Consider the following 19,969-nt stretch of genomic DNA (forward strand, 5'->3'; position numbering starts at 1 on the left):
CAGCCGGTCGGTCCATGCTGCGGCGCCCCGGCCGGTCGCGCCAGCCATGGTGGGCTGATCCCCATCAACCCCGGTCCCTTCACTCCCTCGCGCATGGCCACCTACGAGAAGCTCACCGCCCCCAGCAGCGGCACCGCCATCCGCTTCGAGAACGGTCAGCCGGTGGTGCCCAGCGACCCGATCATTCCCTTCATCCGCGGCGACGGCACCGGCGTCGACATCTGGCCCGCCACCCAGCGGGTGCTGGATGCGGCGGTGGCCAAGGCCTACGGCGGTGAGCGTCGCATCGAGTGGTTCAAGGTGTTGGCCGGCGACGAGGCCTGCGACCTCTACGGCACCTACCAGTACCTGCCCCAGGACACGCTCACCGCGATCGAGGACTACGGCGTGGCGATCAAGGGGCCCCTCACAACGCCGATCGGCGGCGGCATCCGCTCCCTCAACGTGGCCCTGCGCCAGATCTTCGATCTTTACTGCTGCGTTCGTCCCTGCCGCTACTACAACGGCACCCCCAGTCCCCACAAGCGGCCCCAGGACCTGGATGTGATCGTCTATCGGGAGAACACCGAAGACATCTACATGGGGATCGAGTGGGAGGCCACCGATCCAGTCTGCATCGAGCTGATCGAGCACCTCAATGACACGGTGATTCCCGCCAATGGCAAGCTCGGCAAGCGCCGCATCCCTGCCGGCTCGGGCATCGGCATCAAGCCGGTGAGCAAGGACGGCACCCAGCGGCACGTCCGCAAGGCGATCCAGCACGCCCTGGGCCTGGAGGGCTCGAAGCGCCATGTGACCCTGGTGCACAAGGGCAACATCATGAAGTTCACCGAGGGGGCCTTCCGCGACTGGGGCTACGAGCTGGCCACCACCGAGTTCCGCGACGTCTGCGTGACCGAGCGGGAAAGCTGGATCCTCGACAACCTCGCCCGTAACCACGGCCTCACGATTCAGGACAACGCCCGCCTGATCGAACCCGGCTACGACAGCCTCACGCCGGAGAAGAAGGCAGCAGTGGATGCGGAGGTGAAGCAGGTGCTCGACGCGATCGGCGAGAGCCACGGCTACGGCAAATGGAAGAGCATGGTGCTGGTGGACGACCGCATCGCCGACAGCATCTTCCAGCAGATCCAGACGCGGCCCCAGGAGTATTCGGTGCTCTGCACCCTCAACCTCAACGGCGACTACATCTCCGATGCCGCCGCCGCCGTGGTGGGTGGCCTCGGCATGGCGCCGGGCGCCAACATCGGCGACAACGCCGCCATCTTCGAGGCGACCCACGGCACGGCGCCCAAGCACGCCGGCCTCGACCGGATCAACCCCGGCTCGGTGATCCTGAGCGGCGTGATGATGCTCGAATACATGGGCTGGCAGGAAGCCGCCGACCTGATCACCGCGGGGATCAGTGCCGCGATCGCCAATGGGGAGGTCACCTACGACCTGGCCCGGCTGATGGAACCGCGGGTGGAGCCGGTGAGCTGCTCGGGCTTCGCCGAAGCAGTGGTGCGGCACTTCGGGGGATGAACGCCACCGACCCCTGCGTGCACTGCGGCTTCTGCCTGCCCACCTGTGCCAGCTACCGGGTGCTGGGCACGGAGATGGATTCGCCGCGGGGTCGCATCCACGCCCTCAAGGCGATCGCGGCCGGCGAGCTGGAGCTCGATGCCACGGTGGCGGGCCATTTCGACAGCTGCCTCGGCTGCTTCGCCTGCGTCAGCGCCTGTCCCTCCGGCGTGCGCTACGACGAGCTGATCGAGGCGACCCGGCCCCAGCTCAACGCTCCGGAGCTGCGCACCCCGGTCCAACGCAGCTTCCGCCGCCTGCTGTTCGCCCTGCTGCCCTACCCCCAACGGTTGCGGGCCCTGCTCACGCCCCTGCGGGCCTATGCCGGCACCCCCCTGCAGGCCTTGGCGCGCCGCAGTGGCCTGCTCCGCCTGCTCGGCCCCCAGATCGAGGCGATGGAGCGGCTGCTGCCGCCCCTGCCCGCCGAGAGCTTCGCGGACGGCTTCCCGCTGGTGGTTCCGGCGATCGGTCAGCGCCGCTACCGGGTGGGGCTGGTGCTCGGCTGTGTGCAACGCCTCTTTGATCCGGCGGTGAATGCCGCGGCGGTGCGGGTGCTGCGTGCCAACGGCATCGAGGTGGTGATCCCCCCGGCCCAGGGCTGCTGCGGCGCCATGACCCACCACCAGGGCGAAGAAGCGTTGACCCGCAGCCACGCCACGGCCCTGATCGACAGCTTCGCGGCGGTGGTGGGCCCAGGGCGGCCCGCCGGAGCCGAGCCGCTCGATGCGGTGCTGGTGGCGGCCTCCGGCTGCGGCCACACCCTCAAGCACTACGACGCGCTGCTGGCCAGCGAACCGGCCTGGGCCGCCCGTGGCTCCGCCTTCGCCGCCGGTGTGGCCGACCTGCAGGAGTTCCTGGAGCGGGTGGGCCTGAGCGACGCGTTCCGGCAAGGCCTGCAGCCCCTGGACCATGCCGATGGCAGCCGGGCCAGCGCCGATCGCCCCCTGCGACTGGCCTATCACGATGCCTGTCACATGCTCCATGGCCAGGGCATCCGTGAGCAGCCCCGGGCCCTGCTGCGTGCCATTCCCCATGTGGAGATCCGTGAGGCGGTGGAGGCGGGGGTGTGCTGCGGCAGCGCCGGCATCTACAACCTGGTGCAACCGGAGGAGGCCGCCGCCCTCGGATGGATCAAGGCCGACGACCTGCGCGGCACCGGAGCCGATCTGGTGGTGAGCGCCAACATCGGCTGCAGCCTCCAGATCCGCCGCCACCTGGACGACACACCCGGTGGGGCGGCCCCGCTGCCGGTGGTCCATCCGGTGCAGCTGCTGGAGCGCAGCTTCCGCGCCAGCGCTACCTGAGGAGAAACACGTGGGCGTTCTGGTGGATGGGGCCTGGCAGGATCGCTGGTACGACACCAGTGCCAGCGGCGGTCGCTTCGTGCGGGACAGCGCCCGTTTTCGCAACTGGATCACACCGGACGGTTCCGCCGGCCCGAGCGGTGAGGGCGGCTTCCCCGCCGAAGCAGGCCGCTACCACTTGTACGTATCGCTGGCCTGCCCCTGGGCGCACCGCACCCTGATCGTCCGGGCGTTGAAGGGCCTTGAGGATCTGCTGCCGATCTCGGTGGTGCACTGGTTCATGGGCGAGCACGGCTGGACCTTCGATCCAGGCCCCGGCGTCATCCCTGACCCCGTGTGCCAGGCGCGCTTCCTGCATCAGCTCTACACCCAGGCCGATCCTCACTGCAGCGGCCGCGTCACGGTGCCGCTGCTGTGGGACCGGCAGCGGGGCACGATCGTCAGCAATGAGTCGTCCGAGATCATCCGGATGCTCAACTCCGCCTTCGACCAGCTCGGGGCCCGGCCGGGCGACTACTACCCCGAGCCCCTGCGCCCCGCGATCGACCGGCTCAATGCCCGGATCTACGACACGCTGAACAACGGCGTCTACAAGTGCGGCTTCGCCACCAGCCAGGCCGCCTATGAGGAGGCATTCGAGCCCCTGTTCGCCACGCTCGACTGGCTGGAGCAGCACCTCAGCCAGCACCGCTATCTGCTCGGAACCCAACGCACCGAAGCCGACTGGCGCCTGTTCACCACCCTGGTGCGCTTCGATCCGGTCTACGTGGGGCACTTCAAGTGCAACCGTCGCCGCCTGGTCGAGTATCCCCACCTCTTCGCCTATGTGCGCGAGCTGTATCAGATGCCCGGCATCGCCGCCACGGTGGACTTCGATCACATCAAGCGGCACTACTACCAGAGCCACCCCACGATCAACCCCTCCGGCGTGGTGCCCCTGGGTCCATCCATCGATTTCCAAGCGCCCCATGGGCGGGAGCGGCTCGCCCCTCCATCCACAGCCAGCTGAGGTGCAAGGTGTCTGCGTCGCCGAGATTGCCCGGGAAGGTGAGCAGCGGCAGGCCCGCCAGCGGACCACAGGCACCCGCTGGCTGCACCAGTGACAACCCCGGCAGCAGCTGGCCGCGCAGATCCACCGCCGCCAGATCCAGTCCATCGGCCAGCAGGGTGTGGGTGGTGATACCGCCCTTGCTGATCAGATAGCCGAGATCCGGCGCCAGGCTGGCTGCCAGCCGGGCCATCAGGGCCGCCAGTGCCAGCCCGAAGGCGCGGCGCTCGGTGGCACCCCGGCAGAGCAGCTCCCCGCGGCTGCTGAACAGCACCGGCGTGCGGCCGCTGGTAAGGATCCGCCGCAAGGCCTGCCGCCAGTCCTGCTCGAGCGAGGCCAGCAGCGGCGCCGGCAGCGGCCCCTCCAGCACACGGGCCAGGCGGCGCACCTCCACCTCCACGCCGGCGCAGGCCGGATCGGCGAGCAACCGCTCCAGCTGGGCATCGGCCAGGGGAACGTGGGAGCCCACCAGCACCAGCCCCGGCAGCGGCGTGCCGGCGCGATCACAGCGGCGCAGGGCCGCCAGGCCGCCGGCATCCAGTGGCGGCGGCGGCAGCTCCGCCAGGCCATTCAGCAGGCTGGCGGCGGACTGGAACAGGAACCGCCGCGGCCGGCCCCATCGCTCTGCGGCGGCTGGAGCCGTGAGCTGCCGCAGCGCGGCTCCCAGGGCCAGCAGGTGCTGCGGCCGCTCCGCATCCACCACCACCACCGGATTCCCCTGGAACGCCGCCAGCTTCCGCAGCAGGGCCTGGTCTCCTCCATGTCCAGCACCATCCGCCGCCGCCTCCAGCTCCCGCCAGCCGATGCGCTCCACCTGATCGGCGCGGATCCGCCCGGCGCTCTTCTCCTCCACCCAGGCCGGCAGGTCGCTGGTGCCGTAGCCGAACAGGCCATCGCGGGCGAAGGCCGTGCGGTGCACCGGTTCCCCATGCAGGAGATGCACCCCATCCACCGTGGTGCGTCCCCCCGGCAGGAAGGCGGGTGCCAGAACCGTGGCATCGAAGGGACCCAGTTCCGCCGCGATCACCTCCACCTCCAGGGGGAAATGGCTGCGCAGGGTGGAATCGCCGCGGCTCACGATCAGCCAGGCACCGATCCGGCCGGCAGCCACCGCCTCCTCCAGCAGCGGCCGCAGGCAGCGGCAGAGCTGCCGCACCCGCTGCCGCGCCGCCTCGGGATCAAGGGCGCGGGTGTTGGCCAGCAGAAACAGCAGCGGCGCGGGATGGGCCAGCGCGGCCCGCAGGGTCCCGGCGTCCCAGCGCAGCAGCAGGGGGCAGCTGTGCACCGTCTGGGATCCGGTGGGATCGTCGTCGAGCACAACGATCTTCAGGGGTGCGTCCGCCATGGCACCATCGTGCCGTGATCAGTCCTGAGCCCCACGAGCTGCCCGATCTGGTGCGGGATCTGCATCAGCGGGCCTTGCCGTGGCTGCCGGCGGGCCAGGCCAGCCGGCTGACCTGGGGGCCAGCGGTGGAGCCGGGCAGCACGGTGCTGAGCTGCCGGCGGCTGAACCGGGTGCTGGAGCACAACCCCGGCGATTTCACCATCACCGTGCAGGCCGGCACACCACTGGTGGAGGTGCAGGAGGCACTCAACCACCACCGGCAGTGGCTGGCCGTCGACTCCCCCTGGGGCCGAGGCTCGTCCGGCTCGATCGGGGGCCTGGTGGCCCGCGGCCTGGCTGGTGGCTTCCGCCACCGCTACCTCGGCATCCGCGACCAATTGATCGGCATCGGCCTGCTACGGGCCGATGGGGTAGCAGCCAGGGCCGGCGGCAAGGTCGTGAAGAACGTGGCCGGCTACGACCTGATGCGGTTGTTCTGCGGCAGCTGGGGCTCCCTCGGCCTGATCACCGAACTCACCCTGCGCACCCTGCCCCTGCCGCCCCAGCGCCGCGGGCTCTGGATCCAGGGTGATCTGGCAGCCCTGGGGCGGCTGAGCCGCTGGCTGCTGCGCTCCAGCCTCACCCCCGAGCGGGTCGACTGGTGGAGCGGCCCCCTGGCCGCCCAGGCCGGCCTGGCGGATCAACCGCTGCTGCTGCTCAGCCTGGCCAGCGTCAGCCCCCAGACCCTGGAGGAACAGATCGCCTGCCTGGGCGAGCAGGCCCTGCAGGCCGGCCCGCTGCACTGCCAGCCCCTCGATGGCGAACGGCTCGAGGCCCTGCAGGCGATCGGACAGGGCCAGACCACCGCCGAACCGGCCTGGCTGCTGCGGCTGGGTGTGAAGCCCGGACAGGCCGAGCAGCTCCTGGCTGCCCCCTGCCTGCGGCAGCTGCCCCTGGTGCTGGGCGCCGGCAGCGGACTCGGCCTGGCCTGGGCCGCACCAGACGCGTGCCTGCCCGCCTATCGGGTCGAGGAGCTGCGCCGCCTCTGCAAGGAGCTGGGCGGCTACCTCACGGTGCTGCTGCAACCAACCGGCGCCGGCCTGGCCGCCTGGGAAGACGCCCCCTCCCGCCCCCTGATCGAAGCGGTGAAGCGCCAGTTCGACCCCAGACAGCTGCTGGCCCGCGGCCGTCTGCCGGGGGTGAGGCCCCTGACTTAGGAACGGGCCGGCGGCTGCACCACGTAGCGGCAGCGCAGCGTCTGGGATGTGCCGGGCTCCAGCTCCAGCCGCCGCTGGGAGGCCGGATGGCCGGGCTCCAGGGCACCGCGCTCCGCCGTCCAGGGCTCCAGGCAGACCATCGCTCGCGGCGGATCGCTCCACACCACCGCCAGATCGAAAGGCGGCTCGGTCTCCAGCAGCACCTCCGGCGCGCCGCCGCCGGGGTGGAGCGTCACCGGCCCGGCGGGATGGGCCAACAGATCCACCCCGGCCGCCAGCCGGTCGAGCAGGGCCTCGGTGCTGGCCTCGGCGCCGGCCGCCTGGTCGCGGCAACGGGGCGGCAGGCCCGTGAGGCTCGCCTGCGAAAGGACCGGCACCGCCAGGTAGGGGTGCAACCCGAAGGCGAAGGGCATGGGCGGATCCAGGGGCCCACCCGTGTGGGTGACCGTGGCCTCGATCGCCAGGGCTCCCGGTTGCAACCGCAGCTCCAACGCCAGCCGGAAGGAGAAGGGATAGTGGGCTCGGGTGGTGCTGGGTCCATCCTCCAGGGTGAGGCGAACACCGCAGCCATCCGGCAGAGGATCGAGGCCCCAGGGCAGATCGCGGGCAAAGCCATGCTGGGAGAGCGGATAGCGCCCCTGGGGCAGCACCAGTTCGTTGCTGGCCAGATTGCCGCAGATGGGAAACAGCACCGGCATCCCTCCCCGCACCGACAGGGCGGGATCGGCGAACCGTTCCGCGTCGAAGTAGAGGATCTCGCGGCCGCCCCAGGGCCCATGGCAGAGCCAGCCGGTCAGCAGGCCGCCCCGTTCGGGTACCAGGCGCAGGGCATCGCCGCTGATCGGGTCGGTGAGGAGCCAGTGGGGATAGGGCTCAGAGCACGGGCGCAGCATCCGGCCGGGGATCCGCGGGCATCCCGACCGTAGGCGGAGTCTGCGCTGCCGGCAGCGCGGCCAGCCACGCGAGCAGAGCCCGGTTCACTTGATCGGGCACCTCATCGTGGGGGCAATGGCCGGCCTCCAGCACCACCTCACTGGTGGCCGCCGGCGCGTGGCGCTGGAAGGCGGCGCGGCGACCGGCGGCGTTGATCCAGGGATCGCGGATGCCCCAGAGCAGCAGCAGCGGTGCCTCCAGCTGGGCGAACAGCTCGTCCAGCGGCTGACCGCGGGGGATGTCGAACACGGTGCGGAACACCCCGAAGGCACCGGGATCGAGCGACGGGCGCCGGATCGCTTCGACCAGCTCCTCATCGACGTTGGTGCGATCCACATACACCTGCCGCAGGGTGCGGCGGATCGTGGAGGGTCGCCGCAGATTCTCGAACAGCAGGCGCTGCAGCACCGGGCTGCGCAGCAGGGCGCCGCCGATGGTGCGGCGGGCGATTGCCCCCCAGCCGGCGGGCGGAATCTGCTCGTCGCTGAAGGGCCCGGCCGCATTCAGGAGCACCACGCCAGCGGCCTGATCCCCCAAGGCCGCTCCGGCCGCCAAGGCCGCGAATCCACCCAGGGAGTTTCCCACCAGCACGGTGGGGCGTCCGATGCGCTCCTGCACGTAGGCGCAGAGCTGGTCGCGCCAGAGGGCGCCGCCATACTCCGGCCCGGCCGGTTTGGCACTGCGGCCGAAGCCCAGCAGATCGATGGCATGCACCTCGTGGTGCTCCGCCAGCACCGGGATGTTGTGGCGCCAGTGATCGGTGGAAGCCCCGAAGCCATGCACCAGCAGGATCGCCGGCCCCAGCGGCCTGGCTGGAGAGCGGCGCAGGCAGTGGATCGCATGGCCGCGGAACGACCAGGGCGGCGGGCAGGACCGCATGGGTTCGGCCGGAGAGAACACCACGGCAAGGCGTTGGGTGGTCGATGCTAGGCAGCACCGACGGGCTCACGCTCTGCCTGTCTCTCCCCGGATTGCCTGCCCGTTGCACTCCTTCCTTGCGCCGATCCCCCTCGCCGCCGCGGTGTTCAGCCCAGGACTCGACTGGGGTGGCCTGCTGCCCGGCATCGCCCTCTGGGCCCTGGCCCTCTATCTTCCGCTCAGCCGGCCCCTGGCCCGGTTGGAGCAGGCCCTGGCGGAGGGTCCATTGGGCGAGATGGCGCAACAGGTTGTGCTCGCCCTCAGCAGCCTGCTCCTGGCCCTGGCGGTGGGCCTGCTCACGGAACTGGGGCTGGGCTGGGCACTGGGACCCAGCTGGGCCACGAGCCTCGGTCTGATGGGCGTGCTCGCCGGCCTGTTCTGGACCCTGGCCAGCCGTCGCGATGAACCCAGATCCTGAGCTGAGGGCGAAGGCCGGGATCAGCGCCAGTCCAGCCAGGCCAGATGCGGCACGATCGCTGCGGTCGAGGTGCGGTAAGCGGCGTAATCCGGATGGATGCCGAGAAGCTGACGCTCCTCTCGGCGGGCCTTGCCGCCCAGCACGGCGACGAGGCCAAGCAGCAGGGCCAGATGTAACAGGCTGCCCAGGGCCACGGTCACGCCGAGGGAACAGAGCAGCACGGCCTGATACATCGGATGGCGGCAGCGGGCGTAGGCGCCGCTGATCATCAGGGCGGCGCCGGGGATGGGATCAGGCAGGGGGCTGAGGCTGGATCCCAGCCACCAGAAGGCCTGGGCCGCCAGAGCCAGGCCCAGCACGAACAGGGCCCAGCCCAGCAGTTCCACGGGCCAGGGCCAGACCCATCCGAAACGTGCCAGCGGGGGCCAGGCCGGGAGAGCATGGGCGGCTATCAGGATCAGCTGAGCCACCAGCCACCACTCACCGCGGCGGTTATCGAGCCAGCCGCCCCAACTGAGGCCCCAGTTCCGCACGACCGGCTGCTTCTCAACCATGGGACCAGGACCGAGCTTCTGCTCGCTTGGGATTCAGGCTGGCTGCTCAGCCGGTTCTGGTTTCCCGGCGAGCACAAAGCGCAGCAGGATCGGAGCCAGGAAGGTGGTGCCGATCACCATCAACAGGATGGCTGCATCGAGGGCGGGAGTGAGCAAACCGGCCTGAGTACCGAGTCCCAGGAAGATCAGACCGACCTCTCCACGGGGCATCATGCCGATGCCCACCACCAGGCGATTGGTCTTCTCCTTGCTGAAGTAGCTCCAGCCGGAGGCCAACTTGCCAATGATCGCCACCGTGAGCAGGAAAGCTGCCACGATCAGGCCCTCGCGATTTTCAGGATTCATCGGGTTGAGCACAGAAAGATCCATGCCCGTGCCGATCAGCACAAAGAAGATGGTGGCGAACAGGGCCACCAACGGCTTCACCGTTTCCTGGATGGCATGGGTGTGCTTGGAGCTGCTCAGGATCAGGCCGGCCGCGAACGCTCCAAGAGCTGCTTCCAGGCCGATCGCCTGGGCCGCGAAGCACGAGAGGGAGAGCACCACAAAGGAGGCCACCACCACTTCTCCAGGGGCCTTGAGCTGATCCAGCACCCAGTCGAACAGCGGAGCAGCGGTGCGGCTGAGGAACAGGGCCGCTGCCACGAACACACCAGCGGCCACCACAAGCTTGAGGATCGGGCCGATCGAGAGGGTGCCGCCACCGGCCACGGCCACCACCACCGCCAGGATGACGATGCCGAGGATGTCGTCCAGGACGGCGGCGCCGATCACCGTCTGCCCCTCGCGGGTCTTGAGGTACTTGAGTTCGCCGAACACACTGGCGGTGATGCCGATGCTGGTGGCGGTCATGGCCGCGCCGGCGAAGACCGCCGGGATCAACGGGACATGGAAGAAGTAGAGCAGGCCAGCAGTGCCGAGGGCGAAAGGCAACACAACGCCGGTCACAGCCACCGTGGTGGCCTGCATCCCCACAGCCACGAGTTCATCAAGCTCGCTTTCCAGGCCGGTGAGGAAGAGCAGGGCATAGAGACCGATCTGGGAGACGGCCGCGAGATTGGGGAAGGTCTCCGCGTAGATCTCCCGCACCTGCTCGGGGCTCACCTCAGCCAGAGAGCTGAGCAGGTTCACGCCGAAATTCCCCAGCTGCGCGTGGGTTTCGGGAGGCACGATCAGGTGCAGACCCGACACACCGATCAGCACACCGGCAACCAGCTCGCCAAGAATCGTGGGCAATTGCAGCCGCACCATCAGCTCGGCCAGGGCTCTGGCGGCCACAAAGATCACCAGGAAACGGCCGACGGCGATCAAGGTTTCCGCCACCTCCATCTGGTGGTTGCCGATCTCGATCAGCAGCGGTGGGAAAGGCATGGAAGGACTGAAGTGGCGCGACGTTAAGTCGAATACCGAGGGATGTGGGTTTGCGGATCTCTACCGGACCATCAGGGCTGGCTATGGCAGTCATCGCTACCGTCGAACCGGCTGACCTGTGTCAGGTCCTGTGGACCTCGGCCATGCCCGCCACCCGGTCGTCCTTCCCCGGCAGCCCCCCATGACCGAGCACCAGCCCCTCACTCTGCGCCTGCCGACCCCGGGCTGTTACGCCGATCCCGATCGCAGCGGCCTCACCGCTGACGACGTGTTCGACGGCATGACCGAGCACCTCTTCTACACGCTCGGCAAGCTCGCCCCCTCGGCCAGCCGCCATGACCTCTACATGGCCCTGAGCTACGCGGTGCGCGACCGGCTGATGACCCGCTATCTGGCCGGCATCGAGGCGATCGTCGCCAGTCCCGCCCGGGTGGTGGCCTATCTCTCCGCCGAGTTCCTGGTGGGCCCCCAGCTCGGCAACAACCTGCTGATGCTCGGCATCCGGGAGGAAGCCGCCGAGGCCCTGCGTCGCTTCGGCATCAACGACTTCGAAGACATCCTGGAGGTGGAGGAGGAGCCAGGCCTCGGCAACGGTGGCCTCGGCCGCCTGGCGGCCTGCTTCCTCGAATCGCTCGCCTCCCTGGAGATTCCCGCCACCGGCTACGGCATTCGCTACGAATTCGGCATCTTCGACCAGCTCATCCGAGATGGCTGGCAGGTCGAAATCACCGACAAATGGCTCAAGGGCGGCTGGCCCTGGGAGATTCCCCATCCCGATCAGGCCTGCTTCGTCGGTTTCGGTGGCCACACCGAGAACTACCGCGACACCAACGGCTGCCTCCGGGTCCGCTGGGTGCCCGAGGAAACCGCGATCGGCGTCCCCCACGATGTTCCCGTTCTGGGTTATCGCGTCAACACCTGCGATCGCCTGCGTCTCTGGCGCGCCGAAGCCACTGAGACCTTCGATTTCTACGCTTTCAACATCGGCGACTATTACGGGGCCGTGGAGGAGAAGGTCGGTTCAGAGAATCTCTCCAAGGTGCTCTATCCCAACGACGGCACCGACGAGGGCCGCCGTCTTCGCTTGAAACAGCAGCACTTCTTTGTCAGCTGCTCCCTGCAGGACATGCTGCGCTCCCTTGAGGTCCGCGCCATTCCTATCAAGGAGTTTCCCTCCCACTGGGCCGTGCAGCTCAATGACACCCATCCCGCCATCGCCGTGGCGGAGCTGATGCGCCTGCTGCTGGATGAGAAGCATCTCGAGTGGGAAGAGGCCTGGCGCATCACCAGCCAGTCGTTGTCCTATACCAACCACACCCTCTTGCCGGAGGCCCTGGAGAAATGGGGCATTGAACTGTTTGGTTCGCTTCTGCCCCGCCACCTTCAACTGATCTACGAGATCAACCGCCGCTTCATTCAGCAGGTGCGCCTGCGCTATCCCGGCGACAATGAAATCCTTCGCCGAGTTTCGATCATCGACGAGGATGGTCCCAAGGCCGTGCGCATGGCCCATCTCGCCACGGTGGCCTCCCACCACGTCAATGGCGTGGCAAAGTTGCACAGCAGTCTGGTGAAGACCCAGCTGTTCCCGGATTTCGCTGCCCTCTGGCCCGAGAAGTTCACCAATGTCACCAATGGCGTCACCCCACGACGCTGGGTGGCGCTCTCCAATCCCCTGCTCTCGGGTCTGATCACCGAGGCGATTGGCGAAGGCTGGATCCGTGACTTCAGCCGTATCCAGGAGCTCGAGGCCTTTTCGGGCGACGCCGGCTTCCTGGAGCGCTGGGGTGCAACCAAGCTGGCGGTGAAACATCACCTGGCTAATTATATTCACCGCCACACAGGAGTGCTGGTGGATCCAGCCTCTATGTTCGACGTGCAGGTGAAGCGAATTCATGAGTACAAGCGCCAGCATCTCAATGCTCTGCAGGTGATTGCTCTGTATCTGCGCATCAAGAACGGCACCGCTGGGGGCGAGGCTCCGCGCACTGTCATCTTCGGTGGCAAGGCGGCGCCGGGCTACTACATGGCAAAGCTGATCATCCGCTTCCTCAGCGCCATTGCTGAGACTGTGAATGCCGATCCCGACATGCAGGGACGTCTGCGGGTGATCTTCCTGCCCAATTACAATGTTAAGCTTGGCGAAAAGGTCTATCCAGCCGCTGATCTTTCCGAGCAGATCTCCACCGCTGGCAAGGAAGCTTCTGGTACTGGCAATATGAAATTCGCCATGAATGGTGCCCTGACGATCGGCACCTTGGATGGCGCCAATGTGGAAATTCGCGAGCGTGTTGGGGCTGCAAACTTCTTCCTTTTCGGCAAGACCACCGAGGACCTGGCCGATCTTCATGAACGTGGCTACCGCCCCTGGGAGCTGGTGAACGACATTGCCGAACTGCCTGAAGTTCTGCGTCTCGTGGAGCAGGGGCACTTCAGCAGCGGTGACACCGACCTGTTCCGCCCCTTGCTGCAGAATCTCACCGGTCGCGATCCTTTCTTCGTGCTCGCTGACTTTGACGCTTACCTCAAGGCCCAGGCTGCGGTGAGCCAGGCTTGGTCTGATCCAGGCGGCTGGAACCGCATGGCCCTGCTCAATGTGGCCCGTAGCGGCTATTTCTCTTCGGATCGCTCTGTTGATGAATATGCCGAAAAGATCTGGAAAGCGCAGCCTTTTCCAGTCAGAATCAGCTGTGAACTGGACTGAACGCCTGGAGCCAAGCAGAATCCTGTCGCTCAGCCCCGGTGGTCGGGCAGGTCGGGGGTCTGATGAAGCAAACGATTCAGCCGCAGCCGATCGGCATTGAGCGGGTCTGGAGCCAGCTCACCGGCCAGTTCGCGGAACTTGCGCTCCACCTCCTCAGGTACGCGCACATCAAAGATGCGCTCCATGAGGGCCTCAATCGAGAACAGATGGGCATTGATGTTCTCCAGATCAGCCATGGCCTGCTGGATGGCTTCGTTTTCGGCCACTGGTGCTGTGCCACCACCAGCCTCAACGGCCGGGGCCACAGGGGGCTCCAGATCGCCGTATTGCTTCTGAAGGTCTTCGAGCACCCGGCCCGCCAGGGTGCGGAACGACTGCAGGGCCGCCCAGTTCAGCTCCTGCTGCTGGCGCAGGGTTGGATTCTCGCGGATCAATCGGTCGTGTTCCCGATAGAAACGCTGGCAATCAGGGCATTGGCAGGGCTCGTCCGGCACCGCACTCCCCAGGTCTCATCAACGCCCATCATGGCACTGCACCGCCAAAGCGGACGAGTCCAGCCTGGAAGCAGGCTCAGGCCGAGGGCAGTTCCCCAGCACCCCAGTCCCCCAGGGGGCCGTCGTCGATCTCGAGATCGGCCATACCGGGCAGCGGAATCTCGATCGACGACACCACGTGGATCACGTCGCGCAGCCGCATTGAATCAGCGAACCAACCCATCGCCTGCTCCACATCACCGCGGCGCTCGGCATCAGTGGCCTGGTCTTCATGGGCCTCGGCCAGTAACGCCAGCCAGCAGAGGCAGCGAGCCTGCACGATCGAGAGATCCAGCTCGTCGGGTTGGGAAGCGGCGATCCTTTCGCTTTCCTGCTGTACGAGAAGGCGCAGGCGCAGGTCGTGGAGCTGGGTCATGGGTGCGACGCACGACTCAGAACACGCTAGCCCCGGTGCCAGGAAACATCCAGTGCGCTACCTGTAGTGGTTGCTACGACTGATGCAGGCAGCGCTGGTGGCGGCGCCACTGCCTCGAACTGAGTTCCTCTCGATGCGCTGCGCCAAGGGGTGGACCCGCTTCCGAACGCTGGCCGTCCTGGCGATCCTGAAGCTGGACTTGGGATACGCGTGAATGACCGGGCCAGAGCTTTCCCGCCCCCTGATGGCGGCCCTGGCCTGTGCCCTCGGCTGGCTGGGGTGGAGTGTGGTGATCGGGTGGATCGGGCACCGCCTGCCCCTGTCGCTGCTGCGCCAAGACAATCTTCTGACCCGGCCCCGCCCCTGGGGGGAAATGGCTGGAACGTACGAGAAGCGGCTGGGAATTCGGCACTGGAAAGGCTGGCTGCCTGATGCGGGCAACGCGTTTCCGGGGGGGGTTCGCAAGGCCAGCCTGGTGAGCCGCGATCCGCTTCGGCTGGAGCGCCTGATCGCCGAAACCCGCCGTGCCGAACTGGTGCACCTGAGCGTGTGGCCCTTCTGGCTGGCCACGCTGGGCTGGATGCCGCCCTGGGGGGTCCTGATCAATCTGCTGTTCGCTACCGCGTTCAACCTTCCCTGCATCTGGTTGCAGCGGTTCAATCGCCTGCGTCTTCAGAACGCCCTGGCGCATGTCGCTCGGACCTCTGAGAGCCCCTTCAGGCCTTAAAACGGAAGATCTCTGCACCATTGCATTGCCTGTCCAATGGCCTGATCAAGCTGTTCGATGACTCTGCGCCAGGCCGGCCTGTGCTGACACTCACCCATCAGGCTCCGCCCGCCGACCCAGGGAAGAACAGAGAGCATGGGCAGCCGGAAGATTGGCGGCGGCCCATTGACCCTCTGGGAAGGCATCGTGATGCACAAGATAGCCCCCCTGTTCGTTCCGAACAATCGAGCAGCGTTCGTACATCGCCACCAGAAAACCGCAGCTAGATCCCTCCGCTCCGCTCTGGTTCGTCGTGTTGCGAGCCATGGCGATCACAACCTTTTTGTCTACAATCGGACCGACAAACCAGGAGCTGGCACAGGCGGGTCATTTCTTCATGCCCACCGCCACTCGGAATGCCCACCGCCACGCTGATCAGGTGCGAGGGCGCAGGGATGAGAGGCGATCCAGACGCAGTTGATGGTCCTGGCTGGTGAGGCTGCGGTAGCCCAGCAAGACCACCCCGAACACCCCGAGCGCAGTGGCGGCGGAGATCATGAACAGGATGACGATCTGGTAGCGAACGGCGGCCGCAGGGGCCGCACCTTCCAGGATCTGACCTGTCATCATGCCGGGCAGGCTGACCAGGCCCATCACCATCATTGAATTGATCGTGGGGATCATGGCGATGCGAATCGCATCCCTCACCACCGCGTTGCAGGCCTCCCAGCGGGTGCCACCCAGGGCCAGCCAGGCCTCCACCTGTTCCCGCTGGCTCAGCAGCCCCTCCATGAGGCGATCCAGGCCGAGGGAGATGCCGTTGAGGGTATTGCCCAGCACCATGCCCAGCAGAGGAATCAGGTACTGGGGCGTGAACCAGGGCTCAGGCTGGATGATCGCCACGATCGCCAGACCGGTGACCAGGGCCGAGGAGCCCATCACAGAAACCAGGCTGTTGCGATAGATCCCGGCGAAGCGCCGCCGTGTGCGCTGCACAGCCGAGATGCCGGCGATCAGGGCCATGACCAGAGCCAGCAACAGGATGGCCGGCGCATTGTCCTGGTGGAACAGCCACTCCAGCACCGATCCCACCAGGAGCAGCTGAACCACCATGCGGGTGGAGGCGATCAGCAGCGTGCGGCCCAGGCCCAGCCGTAGAAAGGCGGACAGGGCCACATTGACCAGGATCAGCAGGGTCGCCAGGGCGAGGCGGCCGTCGCTGATGCTGAGGGCTCCGGTGGTGATCGGCGTCATACGGTCAGATCCAGGCGGCGATTCCCGAAGCGGCGCAGCTGGTCGCCGTCGTGACTGGTGATCACGCAGGCCCGATCGCCCCCCTCCAGCCAGCCGGCCAGCAGGCTCTCCACCGCCTCCGTGGAGGCCGGATCCAGGGAGGCGGTGGGCTCATCGAGCAGAAGGATGTCGGGCTCGAGCTGCAAGGCACGCAGCAGATTGAGCAACTGTCCTTCACCTCCGGAGAGCCGCTCGGCGTCCAGGTCGAGAAAGGCCCTGTCACGTCCCAGGGTCTCCAACCAGCCCTCGAGGATGTCGGGCCGCCAGCGGCGTTGCTGATGGACGGCCAGCTGAAACACGGCCTGGAGGTTGTCTCGAACCGTGCCAGGGAACAGCACCGGCCGCTGGGCCAGATAGATCAGGCAAGATCGCCACACGGGCAGGCCCCAGGCAACAGGAGTGCGGCCCCGCAGCCAGAGCCTGCCCTGCTGCAGCGGATCCAGCAGGGCCAGGCTGCGCAGCAGCAGGGTCTTGCCGGCACCGGAAGGCGCCACCAGGGCCAGGCGATCACCGGGCTGCAGCTCCAGCTCCAGATCCCGCCAGAGCCAGCGTGAGCCCAGCTGGTGGAACAGCCCCTCTGCCCGCAGGAGCAGGGTGTCGTCCGTTCCCATGCCCCGTCCTGCTGGGTGGTGATGCGCCGGCCGCAACCCCTCGATGCTCGCGCCTGAGGATGGGTGGGTCACCCGTCCGTCCGCAGGGTTGCAGCCCCGCTGGAGCAGGCCACGATCGGGGCCGCGCGAACCGCCAGCATCACGCCCAGCAGGACCAGCCCCGTGCCCAGCAGTACCGGCGGGCCCAGCGGTTCCGCCAGCACCACCGCCGCACTGACGACTGAAACGGCAATGGTCAGGGATCCGACGATGGCCACGGTGGCCACGCTGAAGCGTTGGTAGCAGAGGCGCAGGCTCCACTCACTGCCCAGCACCACCGTGAGGGCATACAGCCCGATCACCCCCGCCACCCACCACAGCTGCAGATGCATGAAGTGCTCCGGGCCGTAGAGCACCAGACCGATTCCCAGAAAGATCGACGCCGCCAGCAACGACGGCAGACCGGTGGTGAGGCCGATGCCGAGGCCTTCCCGGCCCAGCTGCCTGGCCGTGACAGCACTGCAGGAGAAGCCTCCCACACCCACAATCCCCCAGGCCAGGCCCGACACCCGGCCCATCGCCATCGCTGCCCCGCTGTCCAGGGAGGCCAGGACCAGCCCAAGGGCGATCACTCCGGTGGTAAGCCAGAAGCGGCGGGGCAGCGGCTCGCCCAGCCACAGCACCGACAGCAGCGCCGAAGCCGGCAGCACCAAAGTGAACACCAGGGTCTTCTCGATCACCGCCAGGGCCTCGATGGCCATGTAGCTGCCGAGGGGCCCCAGCAGGCTCCCAGCCAGCATGTCGAGACCGAGAAGCTGCCACTGGCGCCGCTCCAGCCGGGGCAACTGCTGGCGGAGAGTCTGGTGGTCGGCCACCACCAGACTGGTGCCCACCACCACCAGGGCGAAGAAGAACAGGTTGCAGGCACTGATCGTGTTGAGGCCATCCACCGGATGGCGGGCGCCTTGGATCTGCAGCGCCCGCACGATGGTGCTCTCGAGACCCTTCAGCACGACATAGGCCAGCAGTGCCACCATGGCGATGCGGTCCACAAGCAGCCCCAAGCATCGTGCCGGTGGCAGCAGCCAGCAACCGACTTCTCGGTAGCCTCACCGCCATCGTCCTGACCAGCTGGGATGGGGTGGCGGCGGTCATGGCGGCACATCGAATCCCGGCATGTGAGCTTCTATGAAAGTTCCGGCTTGCTGCTGGCGGCGGCGGTGCAGGGCAACCAGACGCTTGCCCTGATCGTGGAGCTCAGCGGGGAAGGAGAAACCTGGTTGGATGTGCTGCGCTTTCAGCTGGAGCCAGGGTCTGACGGCCAGATCCTGGTGGATCGGACCTCCAGGACGCCGATCAAACGCCGGCGCTGCCGAAGCTGACACCGTCGCCGGCCTCATGGATCCCCGGCGCAGGCGCTGACTGGAGGTGCAGGGTCGGTGGGGTGGATTCAAGGCGCCAGAGCTGGCGATGGGGGCGGAGCAGCTCCTGTCCCACGATGGCCTTCACCCCCAGGGACTGGAACACCGGGTTGGTCGTGAGGATGACCTGCACCGGTGCGGCTGGCCTCCGGCCGGTGAGGCTGGGCCCCTGAACCCGCGTCATGCTGGCCGGTTGCTCGCCGCAGAAGCCCGCTACACGCAGAGGCTGACTGGGTCCGAGGGCCGGCAGCACCGCTGCCAGCTCCGGCGAAACGAACAACCCTTCGGCGCCGGTGTCGGCCAGGGCCTCCACCATGCCGGCGCGACTGCCGGTGGCCAGGGACAGCAGCGGCACGCCCCGGTGCCAGCGGAGGGGGATCGTTGCCTCGCCTTCGGCCCCGGAACTCCTTGGCGACGCCTGATCATCTGAGGCCCGGTCCGCGGCTTGCAGGGCACGGCGGCCGAAGGCCATGACGCCGCCGAGGGGATCGATCCAGAGCGGCAACTGGCGCAGCTGCGGAGCCCCCAGCACGCCGTCCACGTCCGGCGGCAGGCCCCCGACCGGCAGCACCAGAGCCTCGACGCCGCTGAGGCTGAGAAGTCCCCCTGCCTTGAGAGTCTGCGTCAACAGGTTCAGCGGCGGCAGGGACGTGCGCCGCGGCCTCAGAGTGTCGCAACCCTTGCCGGCACCGGCAAGGCCGAAGTCGGCTGGTGGGATGGGGGTGCTGGGCCACCGAGCCTGCCAGGATTCCGGGCTTCAGCGCAGGGCCCTGGAGCTGGATCAGGGCCGCAATCGCCCCCAGCAACGAGGCCAGCCCCGCCGCCGGCAGCATCACCGGCGGCCCTGCACGATCACTGGCGGGGTGCCGCCTGAGGCACCGGGCAGGGCCGGCACCACGGAGGTCTGCCCGTCCCACTTGTCGAGGAAGAGCTTGTAGAGCACCTGGTCATCCAGGCTCTTGTTGAGGATCTCGTAGCGGAGGGCCTCCTGCTCGGCGATCTTCACCTCGGTCTGGGAGCGCAGCAGCCGCTGATCCGCGATCTGCTTCTGCTCGATGGCGGCGCGGTATTCCTCGGCGATCTGCAGGCCGGTGAGATCCAGGCCCTGCACCGTCACGTAATCGAACTTCTTCAGTTCCTCCGCCACCTTGTCCTGTACCAGTTCGGAGATGCTGTTCCACTCGGTGGCGATCGTGACCAGCTCGTACTGGGAGAACACCGACTTGAGCGCCTTCAGCAGCGAGGGCTGAATCACCCGCGGGTAGATCTGCTGGTTGTCGGTGGCGATCGTTTCGAACACCCGGCCCGCTTCGCTGGGTCGGATCGCGTACTTCATCGTGGCCGTGGCCTCGATCACCTGCAGGTCTTTGGTCAGGGTGGAGAACTGCTCCGGTCTCACCTGGGTGCGCACATCAAAGAACGACGTGGCCTGAATCAGGGGAATCTTCAGGTTGGGGCCGGGTCGTCGCTCCCCGCCGGTCACCCGGCCCAGAGTCGTCACCACGGCCACGTTGCCGGCGGGAACGATGAAAATCGTCTGGCTCAGCAGGATCAGCAGGGCCACAATCCCCGCCACGACCAGCTGAAGTGCTGTGCCGAACCCATCACCACCGGCCGGTCGCATGGAACCTTGCATGAAGACCTTGATTGCCTGGGTGAACGCAAACCCTAGGCAGCCGGAGAGGGCGGTCCCGGC

20 protein-coding genes are annotated in these 19,969 nt (G+C 67.5%); 8 read left to right on the forward strand and 12 right to left on the reverse strand.

What is annotated here, in order from left to right; genetic code table 11:
* The first annotated feature begins 93 nt into the window (after positions 1-93).
* From H8F26_RS05400 to H8F26_RS05410, 3 genes are read left to right on the forward strand one after another with little or no spacing between them, the layout of a single operon-like run.
* The gene (locus H8F26_RS05400; protein ID WP_197158056.1) at positions 94-1,524 is read left to right on the forward strand and encodes an NADP-dependent isocitrate dehydrogenase; all 1,431 of its coding nucleotides are present in this window, start codon (positions 94-96) and stop codon (positions 1,522-1,524) included.
* Positions 1,521-2,867: a (Fe-S)-binding protein gene (locus H8F26_RS05405; RefSeq protein ID WP_197158058.1), complete on the forward strand. Its 1,347-nt coding sequence runs from the start codon at positions 1,521-1,523 to the stop codon at positions 2,865-2,867. Before H8F26_RS05400 ends, H8F26_RS05405 begins: the two co-directional genes overlap by 4 nt.
* A 10-nt stretch (positions 2,868-2,877) precedes the next feature.
* Entirely contained in the window at positions 2,878-3,876 is a 999-nt protein-coding gene (locus H8F26_RS05410; protein ID WP_197158060.1) for a glutathione S-transferase family protein, read from the forward strand.
* Here the strand turns inward: H8F26_RS05410 and H8F26_RS05415 are convergent.
* Positions 3,782-5,260, reverse strand: coding sequence for a four-carbon acid sugar kinase family protein (locus H8F26_RS05415; protein ID WP_197158062.1), 1,479 nt, complete (start codon positions 5,258-5,260; stop codon positions 3,782-3,784). The two genes, H8F26_RS05410 and H8F26_RS05415, sit on opposite strands and share 95 nt — an antisense overlap.
* Between H8F26_RS05415 and H8F26_RS05420 the strand changes: the two genes are divergently transcribed.
* On the forward strand, positions 5,248-6,456 hold the full coding sequence (locus H8F26_RS05420) for an FAD-binding oxidoreductase (RefSeq protein ID WP_231605482.1): 1,209 nt from the start codon (positions 5,248-5,250) through the stop codon (positions 6,454-6,456). The two genes, H8F26_RS05415 and H8F26_RS05420, sit on opposite strands and share 13 nt — an antisense overlap.
* Here H8F26_RS05420 and H8F26_RS05425 read toward each other — a convergent pair.
* Both H8F26_RS05425 and H8F26_RS05430 read right to left on the reverse strand, forming a co-directional pair.
* Positions 6,453-7,349 carry a galactose mutarotase gene (locus H8F26_RS05425; protein ID WP_197158064.1) on the reverse strand — a complete coding sequence of 299 codons (897 nt, stop codon included), beginning with the start codon at positions 7,347-7,349 and terminating at the stop codon, positions 6,453-6,455. The genes H8F26_RS05420 and H8F26_RS05425 overlap by 4 nt on opposite strands.
* Positions 7,330-8,268 (reverse strand): alpha/beta fold hydrolase, encoded by a 939-nt coding sequence (locus tag H8F26_RS05430; protein ID WP_197159006.1) that lies wholly within the window; start codon positions 8,266-8,268, stop codon positions 7,330-7,332. The genes H8F26_RS05425 and H8F26_RS05430 overlap by 20 nt, the downstream gene beginning before the upstream one ends.
* Positions 8,269-8,371: 103 nt before the next feature.
* Here H8F26_RS05430 and H8F26_RS05435 point away from each other — a divergent pair, with 103 nt between their 5' ends.
* On the forward strand, positions 8,372-8,725 hold the full coding sequence (locus H8F26_RS05435) for a hypothetical protein (RefSeq protein ID WP_370594674.1): 354 nt from the start codon (positions 8,372-8,374) through the stop codon (positions 8,723-8,725).
* 20 nt (positions 8,726-8,745) lie between these two features.
* Here the strand turns inward: H8F26_RS05435 and H8F26_RS05440 are convergent, their stop codons facing one another.
* Together H8F26_RS05440 and H8F26_RS05445 are read right to left on the reverse strand one after the other, a co-directional pair.
* Entirely contained in the window at positions 8,746-9,279 is a 534-nt protein-coding gene (locus H8F26_RS05440) for an isoprenylcysteine carboxylmethyltransferase family protein (RefSeq protein WP_197158066.1), read from the reverse strand.
* Positions 9,280-9,312: 33 nt separating this feature from the next.
* On the reverse strand, positions 9,313-10,650 hold the full coding sequence (locus tag H8F26_RS05445; RefSeq protein ID WP_197158068.1) for a cation:proton antiporter: 1,338 nt from the start codon (positions 10,648-10,650) through the stop codon (positions 9,313-9,315).
* Positions 10,651-10,831: 181 nt separating this feature from the next.
* Between H8F26_RS05445 and H8F26_RS05450 the strand changes: the two genes are divergently transcribed.
* A complete protein-coding gene (locus tag H8F26_RS05450) occupies positions 10,832-13,354 on the forward strand; it encodes a glycogen/starch/alpha-glucan phosphorylase (protein WP_197158070.1) in 2,523 nt (840 codons plus the stop codon).
* Between the two features lie 29 nt (positions 13,355-13,383).
* Here H8F26_RS05450 and H8F26_RS05455 read toward each other — a convergent pair whose 3' ends face one another.
* Together H8F26_RS05455 and H8F26_RS05460 are read right to left on the reverse strand one after the other, a co-directional pair.
* A complete protein-coding gene (locus tag H8F26_RS05455) occupies positions 13,384-13,848 on the reverse strand; it encodes a hypothetical protein (protein WP_197158072.1) in 465 nt (154 codons plus the stop codon).
* A gap of 76 nt (positions 13,849-13,924) precedes the next feature.
* Complete coding sequence (locus tag H8F26_RS05460) at positions 13,925-14,263, reverse strand: hypothetical protein (protein ID WP_197158074.1); 339 nt, start codon at positions 14,261-14,263, stop codon at positions 13,925-13,927.
* 244 nt (positions 14,264-14,507) lie between these two features.
* Here H8F26_RS05460 and H8F26_RS05465 point away from each other — a divergent pair, with 244 nt between their 5' ends.
* Positions 14,508-14,990 (forward strand): hypothetical protein, encoded by a 483-nt coding sequence (locus tag H8F26_RS05465; RefSeq protein WP_231605483.1) that lies wholly within the window; start codon positions 14,508-14,510, stop codon positions 14,988-14,990.
* A gap of 414 nt (positions 14,991-15,404) precedes the next feature.
* Here H8F26_RS05465 and fetB read toward each other — a convergent pair whose 3' ends face one another.
* The 3 genes from fetB to H8F26_RS05480 all read right to left on the reverse strand — a co-directional run bounded on the left by fetB (position 15,405) and on the right by H8F26_RS05480 (position 17,916).
* A complete protein-coding gene (gene fetB / locus H8F26_RS05470) occupies positions 15,405-16,223 on the reverse strand; it encodes an iron export ABC transporter permease subunit FetB (RefSeq protein ID WP_197158077.1) in 819 nt (272 codons plus the stop codon).
* A complete protein-coding gene (locus H8F26_RS05475) occupies positions 16,220-16,873 on the reverse strand; it encodes an ATP-binding cassette domain-containing protein (protein ID WP_197158079.1) in 654 nt (217 codons plus the stop codon). Before H8F26_RS05475 ends, fetB begins: the two co-directional genes overlap by 4 nt.
* 68 nt (positions 16,874-16,941) lie before the next feature.
* Positions 16,942-17,916 carry a hypothetical protein gene (locus tag H8F26_RS05480; protein ID WP_197158081.1) on the reverse strand — a complete coding sequence of 325 codons (975 nt, stop codon included), beginning with the start codon at positions 17,914-17,916 and terminating at the stop codon, positions 16,942-16,944.
* 114 nt (positions 17,917-18,030) lie between these two features.
* Here H8F26_RS05480 and H8F26_RS05485 point away from each other — a divergent pair, with 114 nt between their 5' ends.
* Complete coding sequence (locus tag H8F26_RS05485; protein WP_197158083.1) at positions 18,031-18,234, forward strand: hypothetical protein; 204 nt, start codon at positions 18,031-18,033, stop codon at positions 18,232-18,234.
* On the opposite strand, the gene H8F26_RS05490 is transcribed toward H8F26_RS05485, so the two are convergent.
* Together H8F26_RS05490 and H8F26_RS05495 are read right to left on the reverse strand one after the other, a co-directional pair.
* On the reverse strand, positions 18,209-18,901 hold the full coding sequence (locus H8F26_RS05490; RefSeq protein ID WP_197158084.1) for a hypothetical protein: 693 nt from the start codon (positions 18,899-18,901) through the stop codon (positions 18,209-18,211). The genes H8F26_RS05485 and H8F26_RS05490 overlap by 26 nt on opposite strands.
* A gap of 204 nt (positions 18,902-19,105) precedes the next feature.
* Positions 19,106-19,909, reverse strand: coding sequence for a prohibitin family protein (locus tag H8F26_RS05495; protein ID WP_197158085.1), 804 nt, complete (start codon positions 19,907-19,909; stop codon positions 19,106-19,108).
* Positions 19,910-19,969: the final 60 nt, after the last annotated feature.

The sequence above is a fragment of the Synechococcus sp. CBW1006 genome (genome assembly GCF_015840525.1).
In the GTDB taxonomy this organism is placed as follows: domain Bacteria; phylum Cyanobacteriota; class Cyanobacteriia; order PCC-6307; family Cyanobiaceae; genus CBW1002.

Excerpts from the sequence above, each read along its gene's own strand:
- H8F26_RS05400 (WP_197158056.1), top strand. The coding sequence starts at position 94 with ATGGCCACCTACGAGAAGCTCACCGCCCCCAGCAGCGGCACCGCCATC.
- H8F26_RS05405 (WP_197158058.1), top strand. The coding sequence starts at position 1,521 with ATGAACGCCACCGACCCCTGCGTGCACTGCGGCTTCTGCCTGCCCACC.
- H8F26_RS05415 (WP_197158062.1), bottom strand. The coding sequence starts at position 5,260 with ATGGCGGACGCACCCCTGAAGATCGTTGTGCTCGACGACGATCCCACC.
- H8F26_RS05425 (WP_197158064.1), bottom strand. The coding sequence starts at position 7,349 with ATGCTGCGCCCGTGCTCTGAGCCCTATCCCCACTGGCTCCTCACCGAC.
- H8F26_RS05430 (WP_197159006.1), bottom strand. The coding sequence starts at position 8,268 with ATGCGGTCCTGCCCGCCGCCCTGGTCGTTCCGCGGCCATGCGATCCAC.
- H8F26_RS05440 (WP_197158066.1), bottom strand. The coding sequence starts at position 9,279 with ATGGTTGAGAAGCAGCCGGTCGTGCGGAACTGGGGCCTCAGTTGGGGC.
- H8F26_RS05445 (WP_197158068.1), bottom strand. The coding sequence starts at position 10,650 with ATGCCTTTCCCACCGCTGCTGATCGAGATCGGCAACCACCAGATGGAG.
- H8F26_RS05450 (WP_197158070.1), top strand. The coding sequence starts at position 10,832 with ATGACCGAGCACCAGCCCCTCACTCTGCGCCTGCCGACCCCGGGCTGT.
- H8F26_RS05460 (WP_197158074.1), bottom strand. The coding sequence starts at position 14,263 with ATGACCCAGCTCCACGACCTGCGCCTGCGCCTTCTCGTACAGCAGGAA.
- H8F26_RS05465 (WP_231605483.1), top strand. The coding sequence starts at position 14,508 with ATGGCGGCCCTGGCCTGTGCCCTCGGCTGGCTGGGGTGGAGTGTGGTG.
- fetB (WP_197158077.1), bottom strand. The coding sequence starts at position 16,223 with ATGACGCCGATCACCACCGGAGCCCTCAGCATCAGCGACGGCCGCCTC.
- H8F26_RS05475 (WP_197158079.1), bottom strand. The coding sequence starts at position 16,873 with ATGGGAACGGACGACACCCTGCTCCTGCGGGCAGAGGGGCTGTTCCAC.
- H8F26_RS05495 (WP_197158085.1), bottom strand. The coding sequence starts at position 19,909 with ATGCAAGGTTCCATGCGACCGGCCGGTGGTGATGGGTTCGGCACAGCA.